Annotated in this window: 14 protein-coding genes; 10 read left to right on the top strand and 4 right to left on the bottom strand. The window is 62.5% G+C overall.

Going from position 1 to position 21495, the window contains the following annotated elements; genetic code table 11:
• Positions 1 to 28 precede the first annotated feature (28 nt).
• The 7 genes from AC244_RS14920 to AC244_RS14890 all read left to right on the top strand — a co-directional run bounded on the left by AC244_RS14920 (position 29) and on the right by AC244_RS14890 (position 8466).
• Positions 29 to 1480 carry a homospermidine synthase gene (locus tag AC244_RS14920; protein ID WP_053249610.1) on the top strand — a complete coding sequence of 484 codons (1452 nt, stop codon included), beginning with the start codon at positions 29 to 31 and terminating at the stop codon, positions 1478 to 1480.
• Positions 1481 to 1651: 171 nt separating this feature from the next.
• Positions 1652 to 2020 carry an outer membrane lipoprotein Omp10 gene (omp10, locus tag AC244_RS14915; RefSeq protein ID WP_053249609.1) on the top strand — a complete coding sequence of 123 codons (369 nt, stop codon included), beginning with the start codon at positions 1652 to 1654 and terminating at the stop codon, positions 2018 to 2020.
• A gap of 231 nt (positions 2021 to 2251) precedes the next feature.
• On the top strand, positions 2252 to 4093 hold the full coding sequence (locus tag AC244_RS14910; RefSeq protein ID WP_053249608.1) for a bifunctional metallophosphatase/5'-nucleotidase: 1842 nt from the start codon (positions 2252 to 2254) through the stop codon (positions 4091 to 4093).
• A gap of 115 nt (positions 4094 to 4208) precedes the next feature.
• Positions 4209 to 5246: a ferrochelatase gene (gene hemH, locus AC244_RS14905; RefSeq protein WP_053249685.1), complete on the top strand. Its 1038-nt coding sequence runs from the start codon at positions 4209 to 4211 to the stop codon at positions 5244 to 5246.
• A gap of 101 nt (positions 5247 to 5347) precedes the next feature.
• Positions 5348 to 6346, top strand: coding sequence for an SPFH domain-containing protein (locus AC244_RS14900; protein WP_152975965.1), 999 nt, complete (start codon positions 5348 to 5350; stop codon positions 6344 to 6346).
• Positions 6347 to 6349: 3 nt separating this feature from the next.
• Positions 6350 to 6808, top strand: a complete 459-nt coding sequence (locus AC244_RS14895; RefSeq protein WP_053249607.1) for an NfeD family protein — start codon at positions 6350 to 6352, stop codon at positions 6806 to 6808.
• 215 nt (positions 6809 to 7023) lie between these two features.
• On the top strand, positions 7024 to 8466 hold the full coding sequence (locus AC244_RS14890) for an outer membrane beta-barrel protein (protein ID WP_053249606.1): 1443 nt from the start codon (positions 7024 to 7026) through the stop codon (positions 8464 to 8466).
• Positions 8467 to 8581: 115 nt separating this feature from the next.
• On the opposite strand, the gene galU is transcribed toward AC244_RS14890, so the two are convergent.
• Positions 8582 to 9469, bottom strand: a complete 888-nt coding sequence (galU, locus tag AC244_RS14885) for a UTP--glucose-1-phosphate uridylyltransferase GalU (protein WP_053249605.1) — start codon at positions 9467 to 9469, stop codon at positions 8582 to 8584.
• A 415-nt stretch (positions 9470 to 9884) separates the two neighbouring features.
• Between galU and AC244_RS14880 the strand changes: the two genes are divergently transcribed.
• Positions 9885 to 11105: a lytic murein transglycosylase gene (locus AC244_RS14880; RefSeq protein ID WP_053249604.1), complete on the top strand. Its 1221-nt coding sequence runs from the start codon at positions 9885 to 9887 to the stop codon at positions 11103 to 11105.
• 60 nt (positions 11106 to 11165) lie between these two features.
• A complete protein-coding gene (locus tag AC244_RS14875) occupies positions 11166 to 12428 on the top strand; it encodes a DUF459 domain-containing protein (protein WP_053249603.1) in 1263 nt (420 codons plus the stop codon).
• A 254-nt stretch (positions 12429 to 12682) separates the two neighbouring features.
• On the opposite strand, the gene AC244_RS14870 is transcribed toward AC244_RS14875, so the two are convergent.
• Together AC244_RS14870 and gltB are read right to left on the bottom strand one after the other, a co-directional pair.
• Positions 12683 to 14140 (bottom strand): glutamate synthase subunit beta, encoded by a 1458-nt coding sequence (locus tag AC244_RS14870; RefSeq protein ID WP_053249602.1) that lies wholly within the window; start codon positions 14138 to 14140, stop codon positions 12683 to 12685.
• Between the two features lie 104 nt (positions 14141 to 14244).
• Positions 14245 to 18969, bottom strand: a complete 4725-nt coding sequence (gltB, locus tag AC244_RS14865; protein ID WP_053249601.1) for a glutamate synthase large subunit — start codon at positions 18967 to 18969, stop codon at positions 14245 to 14247.
• A gap of 556 nt (positions 18970 to 19525) precedes the next feature.
• Between gltB and AC244_RS14860 the strand changes: the two genes are divergently transcribed.
• Positions 19526 to 20572 (top strand): threonine aldolase family protein, encoded by a 1047-nt coding sequence (locus tag AC244_RS14860; protein ID WP_053249600.1) that lies wholly within the window; start codon positions 19526 to 19528, stop codon positions 20570 to 20572.
• Between the two features lie 40 nt (positions 20573 to 20612).
• On the opposite strand, the gene AC244_RS14855 is transcribed toward AC244_RS14860, so the two are convergent.
• Positions 20613 to 21470, bottom strand: a complete 858-nt coding sequence (locus tag AC244_RS14855; RefSeq protein WP_053249599.1) for a LysR substrate-binding domain-containing protein — start codon at positions 21468 to 21470, stop codon at positions 20613 to 20615.
• Between the last annotated feature and the right edge of the window lie 25 nt (positions 21471 to 21495).

Raw genomic sequence — 21495 nt, 5'->3', positions numbered from 1 at the left:
GGAAAGTTTCCTCAGGAGAAAGACCAAAATGGCAGACACCACCTACCCGGTTTACGGCGAGATCACCGGCCCGATCGTCATGATCGGCTTCGGTTCGATCGGCCGCGGCACCTTGCCGTTGATCGAGCGCCACTTCAAATACGACAAGAACCGGTTGATCGTGGTGGAGCCGCGTGAGGATGCTGCCGACAACGAGCTCTTCGAGCGCCATGGCGTCCGCCACGTTCGCGCCCATGTGACGAAGGACAACTACAAGGAACTGCTGAAGCCGCTCCTGACCGAGGGCGAAGGCCAGGGTTTCTGCGTCAACCTGTCGGTCGACACCGGTTCGCTCGACCTGATCAAAATGTGCCGCAAGCTCGACGTTCTCTACATCGACACGGTCGTCGAGCCGTGGCTCGGCTTCTACTTCGATGCCGAAATGGACAACGCCGCGCGCACCAACTATGCGCTGCGCGAGACCATGCGCAAGGAAAAGGACAAGAACCCGGGCGGCACCACGGCTGTTTCGACCTGCGGCGCAAACCCGGGCATGGTCTCCTGGTTCGTCAAGCAGGGCCTCTTGAACCTCGCCAACGACCTCGGCGTGAAATACGACGAGCCGCATCAGGACGACCGCGACGGCTGGGCCAAGCTGATGAAGAAGGTGGGCGTCAAGGGCATCCACATCGCCGAGCGCGATACCCAGCGCACCAAGAACCCGAAACCCTACAACACCTTCTGGAACACCTGGTCGGTGGAAGGCTTCATCTCGGAAGGCCTGCAACCGGCCGAGCTCGGCTGGGGCACCCACGAGAACTGGATGCCGAAGAACGCCAAGAAGCACAAGAAGGGCTGCAAGGCGGCAATCTATCTGGAGCAGCCGGGCGCCAACACCCGCGTGCGCACCTGGTGCCCGACGCCGGGCCCGCAATACGGCTTCCTCGTCACCCACAACGAGGCGATCTCGATCTCGGACTTCTTCACGGTTCGCGACAAGGACGGCGAAGCGACCTATCGCCCGACCTGCCACTACGCCTACCACCCGGCTAACGACGCTGTTCTGTCGCTGCATGAGATGTTCGGCAGCGGCGGCAACGCCCAGCCGATGCATCACGTCCTCGACGAGAAGGAACTCGTCGACGGTATCGACGAGCTCGGCGTACTGCTCTATGGCCACGACAAGAACGCCTACTGGTACGGCTCGCGCCTGTCGCTGGAAGAAACCCGCCGCATCGCCCCTTACCAGAACGCGACCGGCATGCAGGTGACCTCGGCCGTGCTCGCCGGCATGGTATGGGCGCTGGAAAATCCGAAGGCAGGCATCGTCGAAGCCGACGAGATGGACTACAAGCGCTGCCTGGAAGTGCAGTTGCCCTATCTCGGCCCGGTCGAGGGCCACTACACCGACTGGACTCCGCTTGACGGCCGCCCGGGCCTGTTCCCGGAAGAGATCGACACTAAGGATCCGTGGCAGTTCAAGAACATCCTCGTTCGCTAAACCGCTGACATTGCGAAGCATCCGGCCCGGGGCATTATTGCCCCGGGCTTTTTTTATCGATATGGGAAAAGCCCGGCGGGCCGACCCGGCCGCTCTTGCTTTCAACTCTTGATCGCGGCATGGTTCGGCGAAACGAAACGGACGCTCGGCACAAAGCGAGGGAAATCGCCAATGAAGCCATTCGCAATTCTGACCCTTCTCGCGACCGCCGCGGCCCTGGCCTCCTGCCAGTCGTCGCCACGGGAGATCGGAGGGGGACCGCCCGCTCGCCAGGCAACGGGTGTCGAAGGCTCATGGACGGATCCGAACGGCATCGTGTCGACCTTTGCGGGCGGAACCTTCTCGACCCGCACCACCGACAGCAACCAGCTGCTGGCTTCCGGCAACTATGTGAAGCTCAGCCCGACGCTCGTCGAAATCAACATGACGTCGCTGGTGCGCAACACCCAGTCCAAGGTCAATTGCGCGCTGGTCACCACCAACCAGCTGAATTGCACCACCGATGCCGGTGCCCAGTTCTCGCTGGCGCGACGCGGCTGAGATTGCCTCAGACACCCAAATCAAAGCCTCCGCAAGGGGGCTTTTTTTGTTGCTGTTGTATGACTTAACCCTAGTTACAGATCCGGCAACCGCAGGATGGTTTTAACGCTTGAAGTCGCCTCGAAGTGATGAAAACATCCGCCCCGGCAAAGCCACACCGACCGTGGGGACCGGACCTGTGACACGGGTCTGCAATCGGCCGGCAGACAACAGGCAAAACAGGAGAACATCATGATCAGACACATGCGGACCGGCCTGATGACCGCGTCCATTCTTGCCCTCTCCTCGGGCGCAGCCTTCGCCGATTATGAACTGAACATCCTGCACATCAACGATCTCCATTCCCGTATCGAATCGATCAACAAGTTCGATTCGACCTGCTCGGCCGAAGAGGAAGGCAAGAACGAGTGCTTCGGCGGCGTCGCGCGCCTGAAGTCTCTGATCGACCAGAAGCGCCAGGACCTTTCGGGCAAGAACGTGCTGCTGTTGAACGCCGGCGACAATTTTCAGGGATCGCTGTTCTTCACCACCTATAAGGGCCTCGTCGAAGCCGAATTCCTCAACCTGATGAAGTTCGATGCGATGACCGTCGGCAACCATGAATTCGACGAGAGCGAGGACGGCCTTGCCGGCTTCCTCGACAAGATCGAATTCCCGGTCGTGACCGCCAACGTTCTGCCCAGCCACAAGTCGAAGATCGGTGATCGGATCAAGCCGTCGATCGTTCTCGAAGTCGGCGGCCAGAAGGTCGGCATCGTCGGCGCCGTTGCCAACGACACGCCCGAGCTCTCCTCCCCCGGCCCCGACATCCTGATCGGCGACGACGTCGCCACCACGACCGCCGCTGTCGAAGAGCTGAAGAAGCAGGGCGTCGACAAGATCATTGCGCTCACCCATGTCGGCTACCCGCGCGACCTTGCCGCGATCGCCAAGATCCCCGATGTCGACGTGGTTGTCGGCGGCCATTCGCACAGCCTGCTTTCGAACACTGACGAAAAGGCCGAAGGCCCCTACCCGACCATGGTCGACAATCCTGGCGGCTACAAGGTTCCCGTCGTTCAGGCCGCTTCCTACACCAAATATCTCGGCGATCTCGTCGTTACCTTCGACGACAAGGGTGTGGTAAAGGCCGCCAAGGGCGATCCGATCCTGGTCGATTCCTCCGTCAAGCCGGATCAGGCGGTGCTCACCCGCGTGGCCGAACTGGCCAAACCGATCGAGGAACTCCGTTCAAAGATCATCGCCAAGACCGAAGCGCCGATCGACGGCTCGCGCGACAATTGCCGCACCAAGGAATGCGAGATGGGCAGCCTCGTCGCCGACGCCATGCTCGACCGCGTCAAGGACCAGGGTGTGACGATCGCCATCACCAATGGCGGCGGCCTGCGCGCCTCGATCGATGCCGGCGACGTCTCGATGGGTGAAGTGATCACCGTCCTGCCGTTCCAGAACACGGTTGCGACCTTCCAGATCAAGGGTGACGGCATCCGTGAAGCGCTGGAAAACGGCCTCAGCAAGCTCGAGGAGGCAGGCGGCCGCTTCCCGCAGGTTGCCGGCCTCAAATATTCCTTCGATCGTTCGAAGCCGGTCGGCAGCCGCGTCGTTTCGGTCGAGGTGAAGGAAGGAGAAGGATACGGCCCGCTTGATCCGGCAAAGACCTACTCGCTGGTCACCAACAACTACATGCGCAATGGCGGCGACGGCTACGACGTGTTCAAGACCAAGGGCGAGAACGCCTATGACTACGGTCCGGGCCTCGAAACCGTGCTGGCCGACTACCTCGCCGCGCACCAGCCGTTCAAGCCTTACACCGATAGCCGCATCACCGAAGTTGCTGCCGCCGCCGGCACGACGACCGACGCAACGGCAACACAAGCCGCCGCAGGCGCTGCCGCCACCACGCCGGCTTCCGGTCCGCAGAAGCATGTCATCGCCAAGGGCGACACGCTTTGGGATCTCGCCAAGTCGTTCTACGGCGACGGTGCGCTGTGGGCAAAGATCTCCGAGGCCAATGGCAAGCCGGCTCCGCGCCACCTGCATGTCGGCACCGAACTGGAGATTCCGGCAAAGTAAGACAATTTGCCTCCCCTTCGAAAGCCGGCGCGGGCTTCCCCGCGCCGGCTTTTCTTCTTAGAAGGACGTGAAGCAAAATGCATGTCCCGACGCATACGTGACCATGAGGATCGAGATGACCAACGCGCCCGCCGCGACCGCCCCCAGCGATCACCCGACCGTTAAATCCGGAAAGGTCGGCGTTCTCTTGGTCAATCTCGGCACGCCCGATGGCACCGACTACACCTCGATGCGCCGCTATCTCAAGGAGTTCCTGAGCGATCGCCGCGTCATCGAATGGTCGCGGTTGTTCTGGTATCCGATCCTCTACGGCATCGTGCTCAACACCCGCCCCGGCAAGGTCGGCAAGGCCTACGAGATGATCTGGAACAAGGATCTGAACGAAAGCTATCTGCGCACCTACACCCGCAACCAGGCGACATTGATGGCGGAAGCCTTCGCCGATCAGTCGCACATCGTCGTCGATTGGGGCATGCGCTACGGCCAGCCGTCGATCGCCTCGCGCATGGAGGCGCTGCAGAAGGCCGGATGCGAGCGCATCCTGGTGTTCCCACTTTATCCGCAATACGCCGCAGCAACGACCGCCACCGTTAACGACAAGGCGTTCGAGGCCCTGCTGAAGATGCGCTGGCAGCCGGCGTTGCGCACCGTGCCGCCCTATCACGACGATCCGGTCTATATCGACGCGCTGGCGACCTCGATCACGCGGCATCTGGGCACACTCGATTGGGAGCCGGAAGTCGTGCTGACCTCCTTCCACGGCATCCCGAAGAGCTACTTCGAAAAGGGCGATCCCTATTATTGCCAGTGCCAGAAGACCGCGCGCCTGCTGCGCGAAAAGCTCGGCTGGTCCAAGGACAAGCTGCAGGTGACCTTCCAGTCCCGCTTCGGCCCGGAAGAGTGGCTGCAGCCCTATACCGACAAGACGGTCGAGAAGCTGGCGCAGGACGGCGTAAAGCGCATCGCCGTCATCAACCCCGGCTTCGTTTCCGACTGTCTGGAAACGCTCGAGGAGATCGCCGAGCAGGCGGCCGAGAGCTTCCATCACAATGGCGGCGAGAAGTTTGCGCATATCCCCTGCCTCAATGACAGTGCCGCGGGCATGACCGTTCTCGAGCATGTCGTGCGGCGGGAGCTAAGCGGCTGGCTTTGAAGCCGAAATCTGCGGCAACCGCTTGAAATAGACTGGCCAATCCCCACGTCTGGGTTAGAGTGTCACCTCAAACTGGGGTTGTGATCATGGGGGACTTGTCTTTGGGCGGTATGGATATTGCGGTCATCGCATTGGTGGTCTTGGCGATCCTTGTGATCATTACCATGGTCAAAACAGTGCCGCAGGGCTATCGCTATACGGTGGAGCGCTTCGGCCGCTACACCAAGACGATGGAACCGGGGCTCAACATCATCATTCCGTTCATCGACCGCATCGGCGCCAAGATGAACGTGATGGAGCAGGTCCTCGACGTTCCGACCCAGGAAGTCATCACCAAGGACAACGCCAGCGTGTCGGCCGATGCCGTCGCCTTCTATCAGGTGCTGAACGCCGCCCAGGCCGCCTACCAGGTGTCCGATCTCCAGAACGCCATTCTCAACCTGACGATGACCAACATCCGCTCGGTCATGGGGTCGATGGACCTCGACGAACTGTTGTCGAACCGCGACACCATCAACGAAAAGCTGCTGCGCGTGGTCGACGACGCCGCTAACCCCTGGGGCATCAAGATCACCCGCGTCGAACTCAAGGACATCGCGCCGCCGAAGGACCTCGTCGACGCCATGGCGCGGCAGATGAAGGCCGAGCGCGAGAAGCGCGCCCAGGTGCTGGAGGCCGAAGGGTCGAGAAACGCCCAGATCCTGCGTGCCGAAGGCGCCAAACAATCGGCGATCCTGCAGGCCGAGGGACAGCGAGAGGCCGCCTTCCGCGACGCGGAGGCGCGCGAACGCCTGGCCGAGGCCGAAGCCAAGGCAACGCAGATGGTGTCGGCAGCGATCGCCGCCGGCGATGTTCAGGCGATTAACTACTTCGTCGCCCAGAAATACACCGAAGCGCTTGCCTCGATCGGCACCGCCAACAACCAGAAGATCATCCTGATGCCGATGGAAGCGTCCGCGCTGATCGGCTCGCTCGGCGGCATCGGCGCGATTGCCAAAGAGGTGTTCGGCGACAACCAGGCGCCCGCCCCCCGGCAGCGCCAATCGACGACGCCACGCACCGGCCCGGCCTCCGGTCCGTTCGAACCGCAGGGACAATAGGCGATGGTCCAGCGCATCATCCTTGAACTCGGCCCCTGGAGCTGGTGGGTTCTCGGTCTTGCACTGTTGGCCGCCGAAGTCGTGGCGCCCGGCGTCTTCCTCGTCTGGATCGCCATTGCGGCACTCATCACCGGTGTTCTGTCGCTTCTGCTGTGGGACACCGTCGTCTGGGGCTGGCAGGTTCAGCTCGTCGTCTTCGCATTGCTCTCCATCAGCGCCGTCCTCGTCGGGCGGCGCTTCATCTCCTCATCGTCCGGGGAGACGGACGAACCGCTGCTCAACCAACGGGCCCAGAGCCTCGTCGGCCGGACGGCCGTGCTCGATAAGCCGATCGCCGAGGGCCACGGCCGCGTGCGTCTGGACGATACGATCTGGATCGTCGAAGGCCCCGATCTGCCCGCCGGCACACGTGTACGCATCGTTGCCAGCCACGGGCGCCATTTGACGGTCGAGAGCGCCTAGAGAATTTCCCGGACAAGGGCGAAGCGGTTTCCGCCAGGAAGGGCGTAAAACAAGAAATAGAGCGTTTCTGCGACTCCGTCTAAACCGGAAACGCTCTGCTCGCGCCTTGCCATCTCCCCGTCGTTAATGCGTTTTTCCCGTTTGGAAACGATTGGTTAACCACGCGGCTTTACGATTGCGAAAGGATTGCAATCAGGCTCGCGGACAAACGGCAGATGGTGCCAGACAACTCTCGCTCGACCGGAAGAGACGCGCGGCGTTTGACGCTGACGGCGTTGTTGCTCGCCGGCACCGCGATGGCTGTACCACTGTCGGCGCGCGCCCAAACCGTCGCCAATTCCGCCGTGCCGACGACCCCTGGCCTCGCTGCCCCCGGCACTGCAGCCGCAGCGCCGGCGATCGCCGACCCGCAGACGACGGGAGCGGTCAGCGCCGACGATCTGTCTCCGGCTTCCGATGAAGATCTGCTCCGTCTCAACCGCCGCGAACCAACGATCGATGGATTGCGGGCGCGTATAGACCCGGAAGACGACCGCGCAGCCGGTGTCCGCATCGGCACGTTCACATTGCGGCCGGAAATCAGCGAAACGATCAACCACGAATGGCGCAAGGACGGCGATACCAAGCAAAACCGCGGCTATCTGGAAACCGGCATCCGCGGCACCCTGACGTCGGACTGGTCCCGCCATGAGCTGACGGTCACGGGCGCCGGCGTGTTGCAGAACAATATTTCCGGCGAAGGCGAGGAAGAACCGCGCGCCGACATCGACGCCGAACTGCGCCTCGATCTCTGGGATGAAACCGTTGCGCGCCTGCGGGCAGGCTATAGCTTCGAGCGCGAGGACGCCGACGATCCGAACGCGATCTCGAATGCCAAGACACAATCGGGCGTCAACACCTACAGGCTGGGTGCGGCCATCGAGCGCGACTTCGGCCTCATCCGCGGCTCGGTCGGGCTCGATCTCGACCGTCGGACCTATGGCGACGTCGAGCTGGAAAACGGCACGACGCTTTCGGTCGAGGACCGCAACCGCAACAGCGGAACCCTGACGGCACGCGTCGGCTATGAAATGTCGCCGGCACTGATCCCGTTCATCGAGGCCGCAGTCGGCAGGTCGATTTACGATCTTCGCCAGGACACGCTCGGCTTCGAACGATCCTACCAAAGCTACGCGACGCGCGGCGGCCTGGAGGTCGACCTCGGTGAAAAGCTCAACGGCGAGCTCGCGCTCGGCTACGAGACCTATCGTTTCGAGGACGACCGGCTCAGCGACGTCAGCGGCCTGTCCATCGACGGCCGTCTCAACTGGTCGCCGCAGCGCGGCACGGATGTCCTCTTAGGGCTGTCGACCGGCCTCAACCCGTCGACGACGGCGGGCGTTTCCGGATCGCTCGACTATACCTTGACCAACATCATCACCCACGAGATGCGCTCCGACCTGGTTGCACGACTGTCGAACACCCTGATCATCCGCAAATATCCGTCAGACTCCAGCTCCTTCGACGAGACAACCTGGCGCACCGGCGCAGGCCTCACCTGGGACATGAACCGTTACCTCGCATTGACCGGCGACGTCAGCTACGAGCGCACCACGCCCGACGTCGGCGAAACAACCGACATCACCCGCGTCGGCGTCGGCCTCGTCCTGCGGCGTTGAGCCAAAGGTCAGCCGCCGGCAAAGCTAGAGTTGTAACAACGCTCATTGCCAACAGCCAAAGAAAAAGGCCGCATTCCCCGGGGAACGCGGCCTTCTCGTTTCGGTGGAACCGGAACTACTTCAAGCTGCTGAGCAGCGCTTTCAGCGGACCCTCGACGATCGGACGGATGTCGCCACGCTCCAGCGCGAAGGCGACGTTGGCGAGGATGAAGCCGTCCTTGGCGCCGCAGTCATAGGTCTCGCCGCGGAAATGATAGGCAGCGAACTGCTGGGTTTCGGAAAGCTTCAGCATGCCGTCGGTCAGCTGGATCTCATTGCCTGCGCCGCGCTCCTGCTTTTCCAGGATCGGGAAGATTTCCGGCTGCAGAATGTAGCGGCCGTTGATGAAGAAGTTCGACGGCGCCGTTCCCGGTGCGGGCTTCTCGACCATCTTGGTGATCTTGAAGCCGTCGCCGACCTTGTCGCCGACACCGACGATCCCGTATTTGTGGGCCTGATCCGGTGCGCATTCCTCGACTGCGATGACGTTGCCGCCGCTCTGTTCATAGAGCTCGACCATGCCCTTCAGGCAGCCCTTCTCACCCTTCATGATCATGTCGGGCAGCAACAGCGCGAACGGCTCGTTGCCGACCAGCTCGCGGGCGCACCAGACGGCGTGGCCAAGGCCGAGCGGCGCCTGCTGGCGGGTGAAGCTTGTCGTGCCGGCCTTCGGCAGAATGTTGTCAAGAAGCTCGATCTCGATCTTCTTGTTGCGTTCGCGCAGGGTCTGGTCGAGCTCGACCTGAATATCGAAATAATCCTCGATGACGGCCTTGCTGCGGCCGGTGACGAAGATCAGGTGCTCGATACCGGCTTCCATCGCTTCGTCGACCACGTATTGAATGACCGGCTTGTCCACCACCGTCAGCATTTCCTTCGGCACGGCCTTGGTGGCCGGCAGGAAACGCGTGCCCAGACCAGCGACCGGGAACACGGCTTTGCGGACTTTACGCTTGTCGGTCATCGGTACCTCCTTCAATCGGATTTCAATCCTGAGTGTTGCTGTAAAAATCCTTAAATCAAAGTCAATTTAAGGAATCGTGCAGCGCTTTGCAGTGCGGCGGCAATCTCTACGTAACGATGTGAACGCACGCTGAACCGGGACGAAAAAAATCCTGATATTGACGGATTCGCATTTTCTTCCCCGGGAGAAGCGTTTTCTTCCACGGAAGACGCAATGGCCTTTTCATGGTAAAGGGTTTGTTGACCACGTTTCTGTAGATTCGTCGTAAATCCGGCGCTGCATCGACTGCGGCTGGATCCGAGAACGGGAACCGCCGGCGGTCGACGAACCGCAAGGCTGGCTCCAGACTGCCACCATGCGGAGATGTCCCGGCTATGACGGCTGAGGCGCCGCAGAAAAACGGAACCGACAGCTGATGATCAGAACCCGCAGGACGTTTTTCCGTCATATCGCAGCCGCCTTCGTCCTATCCGCCGTCGCGCTTGGCACCTCCCCCGCGCGCGCCGATGCCGGATTCCAGACCTGGATCAATAATTTCTATGCCACGGCTGCAAAGAGCGGCATCACCCAGGCGACCTATCGCAAGGCCTTTGCCGGCGTGAAGACCCCGGACGCCACCGTGATCGAAAAGGCCAACTACCAGCCTGAGTTCAAGCACAAGATCTGGGAATACATCGATTCCCGCGTCAATCCCTACACCAAGCGCATCGGCCAGGAGATGGCCGCCAAGCACGCCCGCACGCTGAATTCGATCGAAAAGCACTTCGGCGTCGACAAGACGATCCTGCTGGCGATCTGGTCGATGGAATCGAACTACGGCGCCGTTCTCGAAAAGGACGACCGCCTGCACTACGTGCCGCGGGCGCTGGCAACCCTTGCCTATGCCGATCCCAAGCGTGCGAAGTTCGCCAAGACCCAGCTGATTGCCGCGCTCAAGATCCTGCAGAGCGGCGACATCACCCCGCGCGAACTGACCGGCTCCTGGGCAGGCGCCATGGGACACACGCAATTCATCCCGACCAGCTATCTGCTTTACGCGATCGACGCGGACGGTAACGGCCATCGAGACATCTGGAACTCGGTGCCCGACGCGCTTGCGACCGCCGCCAACCTTTTGAAGAAGAACGGCTGGCAGGCGGGCGAGACCTGGGGCTACGAGATCGCAACGCCAGCCAACGCCGCGAAATATTCGGGCCAGACGAAAACGCTCGCCCAGTGGGCGGCGCTCGGTTTCACCAGGCCGAACGGCAAGGGCTTCCGCAATGGCAATTCGCGCGCCGAGCTGAAGCTGCCGAGCGGCGGTGACGGTCCCGGCTTCCTGATGACCAAGAACTTCTTCGTCATCAAGCGCTACAATGCGTCAGACAGTTACGCGCTCGGCGTCGGTCTTCTTGCCGACCAGATCGCCGGTTATGCCGGAATGCAGCAGCGCTGGCCGCGCCCGGACGGCTCACTCGATATCAGCGAGAAGTTCGAATTGCAGAACCGCCTGAAGGAACTCGGCTATTACAGCGGCGAAGTCGACGGCAATTTCGGATCCGGCTCGAAGGCGGCGATCCAGGCGTTCCAATCGAAGAACGGCCTGGCGCCGGACGGCCAGCCGACACAACATCTGCTGCGCGCCCTGCGCAACTGACACACGCCCGAAATGCGACGGCGGCCTTGAAGCCGCCGTCCGTTCGATGGATGATCAGACATGCAAGCGAAAACCAAGGCCCGAACGGCACGTGGCGAAATGCCCTTGAGGATTGCGACGATGATCATCGCCGCGGCCGCGATGCTGTTCGTCGGTTTTGCCGCAAGTTTTGCCGAAGCCCAGGAACGGGTGCCGCGGCGCAACCTCTTCCAGATGCTGTTCGGCGGCCTCACGCGCGAGCGGCGGCCCGTTATCGACGAGCGATACGAGTTTCCGCAACAGCCGCGGCCCAGGCGCGCGCGCCAGAGCCAAACCCCGCAACGGCAGAAGGCCCCGGGCCAGCAAAAGGCAAAGCCCACCATTGCCGATGCGGCTCCGGTGCCGCAGCCGGTTGAAAAGGCGCCGGACGCCAAGAAGGTTCTGGTCGTCGGCGACTTCATGGCCGGCAGCCTTGGGGATGGCCTGAAGACCGCATTCGAGATGACGCCGGGCATTACCATCGAAACGCGTGCAAACGGTTCGTCCGGCCTGGTGCGCGAAGACTATTTCAACTGGCCGGTGACGCTGCCGACCTATGTGGGCGAGATCAAGCCTTCCGTCATCATCATCAGCCTCGGCGCCAACGATCGCCAGCAGATGCAGATCGGCAGCATCAAGGAAAAGTACCGCAGCGAGCTTTGGACCGGGGAATACCGTAAGCGCGTCCATGCGCTGGCGGAGCTTGCGCACAAGGAAAAGCTGCCGGTTCTGTGGGTCGGCATGCCGCCGTTCCAGTCGGCCGCGATGACCGCCGACATGGTGACGTTCAACGGCATCTACCGCGAGGAAGTCGAAAAGGTCGGCGGCCAGTTCGTCGATATCTGGGACGGTTTCGTCGATGAAGCCGGCAAGTTCGTCCTGACCGGCTCCGACATCAACGGCCAGCAGGTTCGATTGCGCGGCGCCGACGGCATCAACCTGACCAAGGCCGGCAAGCGCAAGCTCGCCTTCTACGTGGAAAAGGACATTCGCCGCCTGCTCGGGGATGCCGCCGCGACCGACAAGGACGTGCCGGGCGCCGATGGGCTGAAGGACCTGGTCGTTACCGCGCCGCTGGCCAACGAGGACATCGTCAAGACGCAGCCGATCGGCCTGACCGATCCCGATCTCGATGGCGCTGCAGCACTGCTCGGCGATGCTGCACCCAACAAGGGCACCGGCAAGAGCCCGCGCGACCGCCTGGTCGACAAGGGCGACGTGGCAGCAGCACCAGTCGGCCGCGTCGACGATTTCCGCCTTGCCAAGCCGGGCACGGTCATCAGCAATCCGGTGATCAGGAATTAGAGCATTTCCAGGAAAAGTGCGAAGCGGTTTTCCGTCAGGAAATGCGTAGAAACAAAGAGATAGAGCGTTTCTACGACACCGTCTAAACCGGAAACACTCTAGCTCTTTCGAGAGGCCGCCAGCAACAGTGGCCGCGCGTGAGCAGGAAGAGACCCCCGACCTTCCCGCGATCCCCACGCAAGATAACTCGTCTTGAAACCGAAAGGGCTCCGCCGTCATCCGGCGGAGCCCTTTCCTGTTTGCGAGTTATGGTCTCAGCGCGGCAGGATCGACGATCCCATCAGCGCCTCGTCGATCGCGCGGGCGGCCTGCCGGCCTTCGCGGATCGCCCACACGACGAGCGACTGGCCGCGGCGCACGTCGCCGGCCGTCCAGAACTTGTCGACCGAGGTCTTGTAGTCGCGGTCGTTGGCAACGACGTTGGTCGAGCCGCGACGGTCGGTGTTGAGCGTCAGCTTGTCGCCGAGGTCCTTCAGCACGCTATCGGTGAACGGGCCGCTGAAGCCGATGGCGATGAAGGCGAGATCGGCCTTGATGATGAACTCCGTTCCGGCGATCGGCTTGCGGCGATCGTCCACCTGGCAGCACTTGACGCCGATGAGATTGCCGTCCTCATCGCCGACGAACTCCAACGTCGCGACCTGGAATTCGCGGATCGCGCCTTCGGCCTGGCTGGAGGAGGTGCGCATCTTGGTCGCCCAGAACGGCCAGACGGCGAGCTTGTCTTCCTTCTCCGGCGGCTGCGGACGGATGTCGAGCTGGGTGACCTTGACGGCGCCCTGGCGGAAAGCCGTGCCGACGCAGTCGGATGCGGTGTCGCCGCCACCGACGACGACGATATGCTTGCCGCCGGCGAGGATAGGTGCGGAAGGCCAGCCGGTGCTGTCGATGTTCTCGCGACCGACACGACGGTTCTGCTGCACGAGGTAGGGCATGGCATCATGCACGCCGGCAAATTCGACGCCGGGGATGCCGGCATTGCGCGGTGTTTCGGAGCCGCCGCAATAGAGCACCGCATCGTGGCCGTCGGTCAGGTGTTCGACCGGCAGGTCGACGCCGATGTTGATGCCGCAATGGAACGTGACGCCTTCGCCCTTCATCTGCTCGACGCGACGATCGATGAAGTTCTTCTCCATCTTGAAGTCGGGGATGCCGTAGCGCAGCAGACCACCTGGCTTGCTCTCGCGCTCGTAGACGTGAACCTCGTGGCCGGCGCGCGCCATCTGCTGGGCAGCCGCCATGCCGGCTGGGCCGGAACCGATGACGGCGACCTTCTTGCCTGTTTTGGTCACGGCCGGCTGCGGCACGATGTAGCCCATCTCATAGGCCTTGTCGGCGATCGCCTGCTCCACGGTCTTGATCGCGACCGGCGCATCCTCGAGGTTCAGCGTGCACGCCTCCTCGCACGGCGCGGGGCAGACACGGCCGGTAAATTCCGGGAAATTGTTGGTCGAATGCAGGTTGCGGATCGCCTCTTCCCAGTTGCCGTTGTAGACCAGATCGTTCCAGTCGGGGATCTGGTTGTGCACCGGACATCCGGTCGGCCCATGGCAGTAGGGGATGCCGCAGTCCATGCAGCGCGCCGCCTGCTTCTGCACTTCGGGTTCCGACATCGGAATGGTGAATTCGCGGAAATGGCGGATGCGGTCGGACGCCGGCTGGTACTTTGCCACTTGCCGGTCGATCTCGAGAAAACCTGTTACCTTACCCATCGTATCATCCTGATAGCTTCGCGTCTGAACAGGCGCTTGTGACAAGCGCGCGTGATGAGCCCCCGAACTCTTTTCGGAACCGGGAGCCCCTTTCACCGGGGCCTCTATTCGGCCGCCTCTGCCATTTTCATGCGTTCCATGTCTTCGAGCGCACGACGATATTCGACCGGCATGACCTTACGGAATTTCGGCCGGTAGTCTGCCCAATGATCGAGGATCGCCTTTGCCCGCGGCGAACCCGTGTGGTGCAGGTGATTGGAGATCAGCTGATAGAGCCGCTCCTCGTCGTGGCGCGTCATATCGCCGGATACGTCGACCATGCCCTTGTGCATGATGTCGCCGCCGTGGTGATGCAGCTTCTCGAGCATGTCGTCTTCTTCCGGCACCGGCTGCAGTTCGACCATCGCCATGTTGCAGCGACGGGCGAAATCGCCTTCCTCGTCCAGCACATAGGCGACGCCGCCGGACATGCCGGCCGCGAAGTTGCGGCCCGTTGTGCCGAGAACGACGACGACACCGCCGGTCATGTATTCGCAACCGTGGTCGCCCACGCCTTCGACGACGGCAATCGCACCGGAGTTGCGCACCGCGAAGCGTTCGCCGGCAACGCCGTTGAAGTAGCATTCGCCCGAGATCGCACCGTAAAGCACGGTGTTGCCGACGATGATGGAGTCTTCAGGCACGATCCTGGCGTTTTCAGGCGGCCGAACGATGATGCGACCACCGGAAAGCCCCTTGCCGACGTAGTCGTTGCCGTCGCCCACCAGGTCGAAGGTGATGCCGCGCGCCAGGAAGGCGGCGAACGACTGGCCCGCCGTCCCCTTGAGGGTGACGTGGATCGTATCGTCCTTCAGGCCCTTATGGCCCCAGCGCTTGGCAAGCGCGCCCGAAAGCATGGCGCCGGCCGACCGGTCGACGTTCTTGATCTCGGCTTCGAAGGCAACGGGCGCCTTGGTTTCCAGCGCGACCTTGGCCTTTTCGATCAGCGTGCGATCGAGCACGTCGTCGATCGGGTGCTTCTGGCGGCTGGTCCAGTAGGTCTCCTCTTTCGGAGCGTCGACCTTGTGGAAGATCTTCGAGAAATCGAGACCATTGGCCTTCCAATGGGCAAGCGCGCCGTCCTTCTCCAAGAGGTCGGAAGCACCGATGATTTCATCGAGCCTGCGCACGCCGAGCGACGCGAGGATCTCGCGCACTTCTTCTGCGACGAAGAAGAAGTAGTTGATGACGTGCTCGGCCGTGCCCTTGAAGCGCTTGCGCAGCACCGGATCCTGGGTCGCGACACCGACAGGACAGGTGTTGAGGTGGCACTTGCGCATCATGATGCAGCCGGCGGCAATCAGCGGCGCGGTGGCGAAGCCGAACTCGTCGGCGCCGAGAAGTGCGCCGATGATGACGTCGCGGCCGGTCTTCAGGCCGCCGTCGACCTGAAGCGCGACGCGCGACCGCAGACCGTTTAGCACCAGCGTCTGCTGGGTTTCGGCAAGGCCGATTTCCCAGGGGCTGCCGGCATGTTTCAGCGAGGTCAGCGGCGATGCGCCGGTACCGCCGTCGAAACCGGCAACGGTGATGTGATCGGCGCGTGCCTTGGCGACACCGGCAGCAACCGTGCCGACGCCCACTTCCGAGACCAGCTTGACCGACACGTCGGCTTCCGGGTTGACGTTCTTCAGGTCGTAGATCAGCTGCGCCAGATCTTCGATCGAGTAGATGTCGTGGTGCGGCGGCGGCGAAATGAGGCCGACGCCCGGCGTCGAATGCCGGGTCTTGGCGACGGTCGCATCCACCTTGTGGCCGGGCAGCTGGCCACCCTCGCCGGGCTTGGCGCCCTGGGCCACCTTGATCTGCAGCATGTCGGCATTGACCAGATACTCGGTGGTCACGCCGAAGCGGCCCGACGCGATCTGCTTGATCGCCGAACGTTCCGGGTTGGTCGAGCCGTCGGGCAGCGGCAGGTAGCGATCGCTTTCCTCGCCGCCTTCGCCGGGGTTCGACTTGCCGCCGATCCGGTTCATGGCGATCGCCAGCGTCGTATGCGCCTCGCGGCTGATCGAGCCGAAGGACATGGCACCGGTCGAGAAGCGCTTGACGATGTCGGTGGCCGGCTCGACCTCGTCGACGGAGATCGACTTGCGGCCGGCAGCCTCCGCACTCTTGACGGTAAACAGGCCGCGGATCGTGTTCATCCGCAGCGCCGAGTTGTTCACCATCTCGGCGAATTCGCGGTAGCGGTCCTGGGCGTTGCCGCGCACGGCGTGCTGCAGCGAGGCGATCGCATCCGGCGTCCAGGCGTGGCTTTCGCCGCGCATGCGGTAGGCATATTCGCCGCCGATATCGAGCGTGTTGGCAAGCACCGGATCGGCACCGAAGGCCGCCTTGTGGCGGGCGACGGTTTCGGCAGCGATCTCTTCGAGGCCGATGCCTTCGATCGTCGTCGCCGTTCCGAAGAAGAACTGCTCGACGAGCTTCGACGACAGGCCGACGGCGTCGAAGATCTGCGCGCCGCAATAGGACTGGTAGGTCGAGATGCCCATCTTGGACATGACCTTGAGGATGCCCTTACCGACCGCCTTGATGTAGCGGTAGACCACTTCGCTGCCGTCGACTTCCTTGGGGAAATCGCCGCGCTTGTGCATGTCGGTGAGCGTATCGAAGGCGAGATACGGGTTGATCGCTTCGGCGCCATAGCCGGCGAGCAGGCAGAAGTGATGCACCTCGCGCGGTTCGCCGGATTCCAGCACGATGCCGACCGAGGTGCGCAGACCCTTGCGGATCAGGTGATGGTGCACGGCGGCCGTGGCCAGCAGCGCCGGAATGGCGACGCGGTCCGGACCGACCTGGCGATCTGAGAGCACGATGATGTTGTAGCCGCCCTTGACCGCCGCTTCCGCACGCTCGCAGAGGCGATCGAGCATTTCGGGCATGCCTTCGGCACCGCGCGAAATGTCGTAGGTGAAGTCGAGCGTCTTGGTGTCGAACCGGTCCTCGGTGTGACCGATCGAACGGATCTTTTCCAGATCGCCATTGGTCAGGATCGGCTGGCGCACTTCAAGCCGCTTGGCGTGCGCCATGCCGGCATGGTCGAGCAGGTTCGGGCGCGGACCGATGAACGAGACGAGGCTCATCACCAGCTCTTCGCGGATCGGGTCGATCGGCGGGTTGGTGACCTGCGCGAAGTTCTGCTTGAAGTAGGTATAGAGCAGCTTGCGCTTGTCCGACATTGCCGAGATCGGCGTGTCGGTGCCCATGGAACCTATGGCTTCCTGGCCGGTGGTGGCCATCGGCGACATCAGGATCTTGGTGTCTTCGAGCGTGTAGCCGAAGGCCTGCTGGCGGTCGATCAGGGAAACATCGCGACGCAGTGCGCGCGGCTCCACCGGCTTCAACTCTTCCAGGATCAGCTGGGTATCGTCGAGCCACTTGCGATAGGGATGCTTGTCGGCGAGCGAGGACTTCACCTCCTCGTCGGAGATGATGCGGCCCTGCTCCATGTCGATGAGCAGCATCTTGCCCGGCTGCAGACGCCACTTCTTGACGATCTTGCTCTCGTCGACCGGAAGCACGCCGGCTTCGGACGCGAGGATGACGCGATCATCAGAGGTGACGATATAGCGGGCCGGGCGCAGGCCGTTGCGGTCGAGCGTCGCGCCGATCTGGCGGCCATCGGTAAAGGCAACCGCTGCCGGTCCGTCCCACGGCTCCATCAGGGCTGCATGGTATTCGTAGAACGCCTTGCGCTCGGGCGACATCAGCTGGTTGCCGGCCCAGGCTTCCGGGATCAGCATCATCACCGCATGCGACAGCGAGTAGCCGCCCTGCACCAGGAATTCGAGCGCGTTATCGAAACAGGCGGTGTCCGACTGGCCCTCGTAGGAGATCGGCCAGAGCTTGGAGATGTCGTCGCCGAACAGCGGCGAGGACACGGAGGCCTGGCGGGCCGCCATCCAGTTGACGTTGCCGCGCAGCGTGTTGATTTCGCCGTTATGGGCGACCATGCGATAGGGGTGCGCGAGCTTCCACGACGGGAAGGTGTTGGTCGAGAAGCGCTGGTGAACCAGGGCGACCGCAGACTGGAAGCGTTCGTCCTCCAGATCCTTGTAGTAAGCCCCGACCTGATAGGCCAGGAACATGCCCTTATAGACAATGGTCTGCGTCGACAACGACACGACGTAGAAGCCGAGATCGCCGCCTTCGGCTTCCGCATAGATGCGGTTGGAGATCACCTTGCGCAGTGTGAACAGGCGACGCTCGAATTCGGCGTTGGTTGCGGCATCGCGGCCGGCGCCGATGAACACCTGGACATGGTGCGGTTCGGTCGCGGCAATATCCGGAGCCTTGGAAAGCGACGAATTGTCGACCGGCACATCCCGGAAGCCGAGCACGTGCTGGCCTTCCTCGGCGACGACTTCGCTGATCACGTCCTTGAAGTGGGCGATCAGCTTCTCGTCGCGCGGCATGAAGAGATAGCCGACGCCATACTCGCCGGCCTTCGGCAGGGTGACGCCCTGCTTGGCCATTTCCTCGCGGAAGAAGCGGTCGGGGATCTGCACGAGGATACCGGCGCCGTCACCCATCAGCGGGTCGGCACCAACGGCACCGCGGTGCGTCAGGTTTTCGAGCATGAAGAGGCCGTCACGCACGATCTGGTGCGACTTCTCACCCTTTAGATGCGCGACGAAGCCGACGCCGCAGGCATCGTGTTCGTTGCGCGGATCATAGAGACCCTGTTTTCGCGGCAGGCCGGACGGGAATGCGGGCGTTTTTTCAGCCGTCGCAACAGTGTGTGCGAGGTTGAGCCCAGATTGCTGTGATGGCGTGTGATCCGTCATCGTCTTCCCTCCTGTTGAACCCGGCACGTCCGGGCATACCTGCGCCCGCGCATGGCTCTCCGTCGCACGCATCCACGTGCCGCAAAGCCGGGGCATTCATCGTCTCATGATCCTGATCAGGTCGCAAATAATGCACGGCATCATCAGGCATTGATGTTAGTGACCATCCTGATGGCAGGCGTTAACAACCGGATGAAATCCGGCGGATCCCCCTGCGCCACACGCCGATTGCCGATTTTTTGGGCACTTGCGGCGATTGTTCCGGTCCCTAGACCGAAATAGGACAGCAAGACTGTCCTATTTCATGCGCTCTATGCCAGAAACCGCCCCCCTCCGCAAGGGGCATATGAGCAAATATTAGAAGAGATTTTGCCGAACATTGCCGGAAATTTCCCGGTTTTATAATTTAATTACGGCAAACCGACGTTTTCTTCATTTTGGTTTCAAACTGGTATCCAGTTGGCCTTCCTGGCGGGCACCGCGATTGATCCGGCCGGGAAGTGGGTTATGGTCGCCCGAACGACGTCGAAGAGACCGTGAAACAGGACGACATGTGATGATTTTTTCCTCTGACAACTGGGCCGGTGCCCACCCGGCCATCGCCCAGAGCCTCGTGACCCATGCCGATGGTTACGCATCCGCCTACGGCACCAGTGAGCTCGACCGGAAGGTGGAGAAAAAACTGTCGGCGGTTTTCGAGCGTGATGTCGCGGTCTTCTTCGTCGGCACCGGAACCGCCGCCAATTCACTGGCGCTGGCCAGCACCAGCCGCGCCGGCGGCGTCGCATTCTGCCACCGCGAGGCCCATGTGACCGCCGACGAATGCGGCGCTCCTGAGTTCTTCACCCATGGCTCGAGACTGAAGCCGGTCGACGGCAAACACGGCAAGATGGACGCGTCCCATCTGGAAGCGGAAATTCGCCGCTACCCGCTCGACAATGTCCATGGCGGCCAGCCGATGGCGGTCACGCTGACACAGGCGACCGAAAGCGGCACCGTCTATTCGCTCGACGAAATCGAAGCGATCTCGGCCGTCGCCAAGGCGCACAAATTGCCGCTGCACATGGACGGCGCACGCTTTGCCAATGCGCTTGTCAGCCTTGGTGCGACGCCGGCCGAAATGACCTGGAAGCGTGGCGTCGATCTCGTATCCTTCGGCGGCACGAAAAACGGTTGCTGGTGTGCCGAGGCGCTCATCCTCTTTGATCTTTCCAAGGCGCATGAGATGCATTTCCTGCGCAAGCGCTCGGCCCAGCTGTTCTCGAAATCGCGCTTCGTCTCCGCCCAGTTCGACGCCTATCTCGAAGGCCATCTCTGGCTCGACCTCGCCCGGCATGCCAACGCCATGGCCCGGCGCCTTGCCGACGGCATCACCGCGTCGCGCAACAGCCGCCTCGGCTGGCCGGTCGACGCCAACGAAGTCTTCGTCATCCTCAGGAAGGACGTGGCGAAGAAATTGCAGGAGCAAGGCGCGGTCTTTTACGACTGGCCGGTTCCACACGATCTCGCCGGAAGCCTGGCGGCCGACGAGGGCCTCTATCGCCTGGTGACGAGCTTTGCCACCAAGGCCGACGACGTCGATCGCTTCGTCGCGGCCTGCTGAGGCGCCTGCATAAATCGGATTCGAAGCGCGACGCTGTGGCTCACGGCTGGCCCTGCAGCGTCCGCACCTTCGACAGGATCTCGGCTGAGAGCGCCGCGATCAGCGTCCGATCGGCGCCTTTGCTCGGGACCAGCACGAATTCGACATCCTCCAGCGGCGGCAAGGTGCCGGTGGGTATTTCCCGCAGGCCCTGCGGCGCCATGCTGCGCGGCTGGACGAGCACGCCCATGCCCGCTTGAGCCGCGGCCGTCAGCCCGCTGAGGCTGCCGCAGGTGCAGACGATCCGCCACGGCAGCCGATGCCGGTCGAGCACCTCGAGCGCCACGCTGCGCGTGATGCTCGGCGGCGGAAAGGCTATCAGCGGCAGCACTCTGTCGCGTTTTATGCGCTCGGGATCGCGCGCCAGCCAGACCAGCGGCTCGCGATAGACCAGCTCGCCGCGCGGATCGCCCAGCCGGCGCTTTGCCAGCACCAGGTCGATCTCGCCGCCGTCCTGCATCTGGTAGAGCACGCCGCTGAGCGCCACTGTCAATTCGAGTTCCACCGACGGATGGGCGCGAACGAAATCTTCAAGCACGCCCGGCAGCCGGCTGGTGACGAAATCCTCCGACACGCCCAGCCTCAACCGACCGCGAAGGCTGCTTTCGGCAAACAGCGCCTTGACCTCGTCGTCGATCGCCAGCATCGAACGCGCATGGGCAAGCAGGGCCTGGCCGTCCGTGGTCAGCGACACCCGGTGCGTGTCGCGGGCAACGAGCTTGCGCCCAAGCGACGCCTCAAGCCTTTGAATATGCTGGCTGACCGTCGACTGGCCAAGTGCGAGCTTTTCGGCGGCGAGGGTGAAGCTGCCCACCTGTTCGAGCGCCACGAAGCTGCGCAGTTGCACGAGGTCCAGCATACATTATCCAATTTCGCGATAACTG

It is taken from the genome of Ensifer adhaerens (assembly GCF_001270265.1).
Taxonomy (GTDB): Bacteria; Pseudomonadota; Alphaproteobacteria; order Rhizobiales; family Rhizobiaceae; genus Ensifer; species Ensifer adhaerens_B.
This window is presented reverse-complemented; position numbering and strand designations above follow the sequence as displayed.